Raw genomic sequence first — 4,702 nt, 5'->3', positions numbered from 1 at the left:
GTCTTGGGCGACAGGCCGAGAAGGGACTTAATGGCGGCGGAGGTTTGCGATCGGGCTTTGAGCTCAAGAATCTGCCCAAGCAAGGTGAGCGAGATGATGACCGCAGCGGCTTCGAAGTAGACGCCGATACGTCCATCTTGCATAAAGGTAGCGGGAAAGCTTTGGGGTAAGAACGTTGCCATGACGCTGTAAAGGTAGGCTGCGGCGGTACCCAAACCAATCAAAGTCCACATGTTTGGACTGCGATTTCTAATAGAGGCTATGCCCCTTACAAAAAAGGGCCAACCTGCCCATAAAGTCACCGGTGTCGCCAGAGCGAACTCGATCCAGTTTTGGATCGAGCCATGGAGGAGTTGTAACGAGTGTCCCGCCATGGCGAGCACGGTCACTATCACGGTTAATGGCAGCGACCACCAAAAGCGGCGGGCGAAATCCCGGAGTTCAGGATTTTCTTCTTCATTTAGGGCAGTTGCCGGGTCCGGACTGGCGTATTTCCGGGTGCATCGGACAGGTAAACTCAGTGCCTGTTTGTACCGCAGAATCTGGAGTGGTGACGCGGGATTCGGCGCTCGAAACATTACCGCTGAAGCGTTCAGGATCAGCTCGAAACTTCTCCTGGCATTTCAGGCTACAAAATTGATATGCCTGTCCCTGATAAGACTCACCAAATTTACTTGGTGAAGTGACTGCCATTCCGCACACCGGGTCACGCAGATCATCGTCATTGAGCGGAGCAGCATGGGCGTGACTGTGTTCGTGGTGGCTCGATATGGTAGGCATGGCTATTTCCCTTTTTCGTCCTTGTTGGTTGCTGTCTGATCGCCATGGCTATGTCCGCCATGTCCATGTCCAAAAAAATGCATCAATGGACAGATCAACAGAATCAGATAAGGCCAAAATGGATAAACGTGGCTGAAATGCTCCCGCAAAACGTAAAAGGCACCAATCGCAATAAGCATGATCAGTACAACGCCTGTTTTGCGCCTCCAAAATGGGGCGGTGGTGTTTCCATCCGGATGCTGATGGTTATTCATGATCTATACCCCACTGTGTGAGCATTGCTGTGATCTCTGCGACAGAGCGTAGCCAACTCTTGTATCGAAGCGGTGTTAGCAGCCAGCTCTGGCTTATTTCAGGTCAAACTGACCGACCATCCCCGATTGATAATGCGCCGGCATGTTGCAGGCAAACTGAAGCCCAGTGCTGTTGTTGAAGGTCCAGATTAACTCCTGGGTTGCGCCTGGCTCGATCAGGATGCTGTTCGGGTCGTTGTGTTCCATTCCGACCATCTTCATTCCACCCATGCTGTGGCCCATGTCGCTCATCGCTTTCCCGGTACCAGTGGGGGTCAGCGTCCCGTTCTGGAGCATGCTTACCATTTCTTTTTGGTGCGCTGCATGAGCAGCGGCTTTGCCGATGTTGAACTCGTGCAGCATCAAACCCTCATTGCGAAGGACAAATCGAATGGTTTCACCAGGTTTTACGTCGATGCTTTCAGGCTTGAAGAAAAGATCACCCATCTCAACCTCCACCGTACGGGTAACCTCAGAGGCGACTCCAGGACGACCGATGTCCTCTTTCCCATGACCTACGCCGGCCATGGCCGTTGCACCGAATAGCAGGGTGATTGCTGCGATGACTGGGGTAACGAGCTTAGCTTTCATGGTGACCTCGGGAGTAAGTGGGAAGCACCGGCTATGCTAATGATGCGGAGCTGCCAGTTAACTGACCTGAACATTACATTTCCGTCAGTTTTCGAAATAAATACGGCGTCCAGATGACGCCGCATTCAACAAGACTGTTTAAAAAGCTCTTTCCAGCGAGTTGCTCACTGGTGGTTCTCTGAAAGCATCAGCTTGTGCTCGCGTTGCATTTGACTCAGAACGTCGTCGACAATTTTGTCGTGTTTTTCCATCCAGGCCAGGTGCTGCTGGGGTGACATTGAGGCGTCTGGATGATCTTTATGGAGTTGGCTCATGATGTCGCCGAGCATTTTCATATGCTCGGCCATGTGGACATGACGCTGTCCTTCAGGGGCTTTTTCAGCTTGGATCAGTACGGCTTCAGCCCTGTCGCGCAGGCCTTCCATACGCTCTATCACCCGGTCTCCGCCACTTTCAGCCCATACAGAAGCTGAGACGAGTATCGAGCTCACAAAAAACAGCATTTTCAGGCGATTCATGGGGCAACTCCTTATGGAATTGTTTTCCGGCTCCCAAACGTTTCATGCTGAAGAGTCGGTCGAGCACCAGGAAGTACTCATGCTTGAACCCTAGACAGCGCTCGCTGACATCTACCTGAAGCCAATATTACTTTTCTGTCAGTTGCTGGTTGGCTGGCGTGTTTCGTTGCAGACTGCGCTTCATCATTATCCGAGAGCCACCCTCATGAGACTTCTGGTTGCTGAAGACGAACCCAAAATAGGTATCTATTTGCAGCAAGGACTCACGGAGGCGGGGTTCAATGTGGATCGCTTTACCAATGGCAAGGTGGCGCTACAGCACGCTTTGAGCGAGGCCTATGACCTGCTGATTTTAGACGTCATGATGCCCGGGCTGGATGGCTGGGAAGTACTTCAGAAGGTTCGTGCATCCGGAAAAGATGTTCCCGTGCTCTTCCTCACGGCGCGAGATCGCGTTGAAGATCGAGTGAAAGGACTTGAACTCGGTGCAGATGATTACCTGATCAAACCCTTCGCATTTTCTGAACTGTTGGCTCGCGTCAGAACGTTGCTGCGTCGGGGTAACGGCGCTCCCTCGCAAACCTATATGAAATTGGCTGATCTGGAGGTGGACCTGCTCAAGCGTCGGGCCATTCGTGGAGGTAAGCGCATAGACCTTACGGCCAAAGAGTTTGCGTTGCTTGAGCTGTTGCTACGACGTCGAGGGGAGGTGCTGCCAAAGTCACTTATCGCCTCCCAGGTTTGGGATATGAACTTCGACAGCGATACCAATGTTATCGAGGTTGCAGTGAGAAGGTTGAGAGCCAAGATAGATGACGACTTTGAGGTCAAGTTGATTCATACCTCTAGGGGGATGGGTTACATGCTCGACGCGCCTGATTCGGAGTCGGAATGAACCGAATGTCCCTGACGACCCGTATGAGTCTGATGTTCATGCTCGCGGTAACGGCCGTGCTTACGGTCGCCGGACTCAGTTTCAATAACCTCAGTCGGCATCACTTTAAGATGCTGGATCAGCAGGCATTGAACGAAAAGCTCCACTCGACCCAGAGAATTTTGTCCGGGTTGAACAGCATCGATCAACTCAGCGAATTTAAGCCTGAGCTGGAGGCGCTGCTGGGGGCTCACCGTGATTTGACTGCCCTAATAATCGATGGTGACGGCAAGCTGCTGTTTGCTGATCCCGGTCCGGTAGATATTCCGAAGGAGTTCCGCACAACCACAAACAACAACGTCTGGGAGTGGCGGGAGCAAGGGCAGATGTTCCGTGGAGTGACGGCACAAGCCGTTGTGACGGGGCAAGACAAGCCGTTGACAGTCATTTTGATCTTTGACGTTACTCAGCATATGTCCTTTTTCGAGACGCTTGAACGATGGTTTTGGATAGGGTTGGTGATCAGCGCATTGGTCAGTGCTGCACTCGGCTGGATGGTAGCAAGCAGTGGCATGCGGCCCATTCGCCAGGTCACGCGGGTCGCTGCCTCAATGTCAGCAAAATCACTCAAAGAGCGCATCCCCTTAGCACCCGTTCCCAAAGAGCTTCAGCAAATGGTGCTGTCGTTTAACGCAATGTTGTCCAGGCTCGACGATGCATTTGTCCGGTTATCGAACTTTTCCGCAGACATTGCCCACGAACTACGGACCCCCGTGAGCAACTTGATGACCCACACCGAAGTGGTGCTTTCAAGAAAAAGGAATATTGAGGACTACGAAGACAACCTGTACTCAAATCTTGATGACTTGAAGCGTATGAGTCGGATGATTGATGACATGCTTTTTCTGGCGAAATCTGACAACGGTCTGATCACACACGAGAACAAACCAATAGACCTCGTGGAAGTAGTGGAAAAATTGCTTGAGTACTACCGCCTTTTGGCTGATGAGCGAGGGATTCAACTCAAGGTTTCAGGAAGGGGCAGCGTCCGAGGCGATGTCCTTATGCTCCACAGAGCCATTTCTAACCTGCTCTCTAACGCGCTTCGCTACACCTCTGAAGGGAAGACGATCAGTGTCGAAATCCTCCAGAAGGAGATGTCGGTATTGGTCGTCGTGGAGAACCACGGAGAACCCATTGCCCCCGAACATCTTGAAAAGCTTTTCGATCGTTTTTATCGCGTGGACCCAGCGCGGCGAGAAGGGAGTCCAAGCAACGCAGGGCTAGGTCTGTCGATTACCCGATCAATTATTGAGGCGCATGATGGCAAAATCTGGTGTACGTCATGTGACGGGAAAACGGCCTTTCATCTAGAGTTTCCTAGTGTTGACTTGGAGGTCAGCTGAACAACGGCGTATTTGTGATCAACGGCGATCTCTCAGCCTGCGCCCAGCGTCCACTTTCGTTATTTTTGAATGAGTGAAAACCCTAGTATCTGGGGCACGCGGTCTCGTCTTTAAGTCTCGCTACGCCCGCCAATTCGAGGCCAAACACCGCGTCAAGCTGACTGAAATGTAATCGAACAGTTTGCGTTCGTGTGGCATCGTGTTCTTGCACTGTGACGTTGGGGCCTAGTGAGTTTCTCG

6 protein-coding genes and 1 pseudogene are annotated in these 4,702 nt (G+C 51.9%); 2 read left to right on the top strand and 5 right to left on the bottom strand.

The window, feature by feature from the left end; all coding sequences use genetic code 11:
- The 5 genes and pseudogenes from FHL16_RS34660 to FHL16_RS33570 all read right to left on the bottom strand — a co-directional run.
- Positions 1–374: pseudogene (locus tag FHL16_RS34660) on the bottom strand (copper-transporting ATPase); the annotation flags it as partial.
- Positions 375–456: 82 nt separating this feature from the next.
- A complete protein-coding gene (locus FHL16_RS34655) occupies positions 457–780 on the bottom strand; it encodes a YHS domain-containing protein (protein WP_238706221.1) in 324 nt (107 codons plus the stop codon).
- A gap of 2 nt (positions 781–782) precedes the next feature.
- Positions 783–1,034, bottom strand: coding sequence for a DUF2933 domain-containing protein (locus tag FHL16_RS33580; protein WP_077750534.1), 252 nt, complete (start codon positions 1,032–1,034; stop codon positions 783–785).
- Positions 1,035–1,127: 93 nt separating this feature from the next.
- Positions 1,128–1,664, bottom strand: coding sequence for a cupredoxin domain-containing protein (locus tag FHL16_RS33575; RefSeq protein ID WP_050683279.1), 537 nt, complete (start codon positions 1,662–1,664; stop codon positions 1,128–1,130).
- A gap of 164 nt (positions 1,665–1,828) precedes the next feature.
- Positions 1,829–2,182, bottom strand: coding sequence for a co-regulatory protein PtrA N-terminal domain-containing protein (locus tag FHL16_RS33570; RefSeq protein WP_024078227.1), 354 nt, complete (start codon positions 2,180–2,182; stop codon positions 1,829–1,831).
- 205 nt (positions 2,183–2,387) lie between these two features.
- Between FHL16_RS33570 and FHL16_RS33565 the strand changes: the two genes are divergently transcribed.
- Together FHL16_RS33565 and FHL16_RS33560 are read left to right on the top strand one after the other, a co-directional pair.
- Positions 2,388–3,077, top strand: a complete 690-nt coding sequence (locus tag FHL16_RS33565; RefSeq protein WP_024078225.1) for a heavy metal response regulator transcription factor — start codon at positions 2,388–2,390, stop codon at positions 3,075–3,077.
- Positions 3,074–4,462, top strand: a complete 1,389-nt coding sequence (locus FHL16_RS33560) for a heavy metal sensor histidine kinase (RefSeq protein WP_024078224.1) — start codon at positions 3,074–3,076, stop codon at positions 4,460–4,462. The genes FHL16_RS33565 and FHL16_RS33560 overlap by 4 nt, the downstream gene beginning before the upstream one ends.
- Positions 4,463–4,702 lie beyond the last annotated feature (240 nt).

Source organism: Pseudomonas sp. FSL W5-0299 (genome assembly GCF_005930655.1).
Lineage (GTDB): Bacteria > Pseudomonadota > Gammaproteobacteria > Pseudomonadales > Pseudomonadaceae > Aquipseudomonas > Aquipseudomonas mandelii.
Note: the sequence above shows the minus strand (reverse complement) of the source record. Positions and strands in the feature narration are given on the sequence as shown.

Bases quoted from the DNA above. Each gene is read 5' to 3' on its own strand.
- FHL16_RS34655 (WP_238706221.1), bottom strand. From the start codon at position 780: ATGCCTACCATATCGAGCCACCACGAACACAGTCACGCCCATGCTGCT.
- FHL16_RS33580 (WP_077750534.1), bottom strand. From the start codon at position 1,034: ATGAATAACCATCAGCATCCGGATGGAAACACCACCGCCCCATTTTGG.
- FHL16_RS33565 (WP_024078225.1), top strand. From the start codon at position 2,388: ATGAGACTTCTGGTTGCTGAAGACGAACCCAAAATAGGTATCTATTTG.
- FHL16_RS33570 (WP_024078227.1), bottom strand. From the start codon at position 2,182: ATGAATCGCCTGAAAATGCTGTTTTTTGTGAGCTCGATACTCGTCTCA.
- FHL16_RS33575 (WP_050683279.1), bottom strand. From the start codon at position 1,664: ATGAAAGCTAAGCTCGTTACCCCAGTCATCGCAGCAATCACCCTGCTA.
- FHL16_RS33560 (WP_024078224.1), top strand. From the start codon at position 3,074: ATGAACCGAATGTCCCTGACGACCCGTATGAGTCTGATGTTCATGCTC.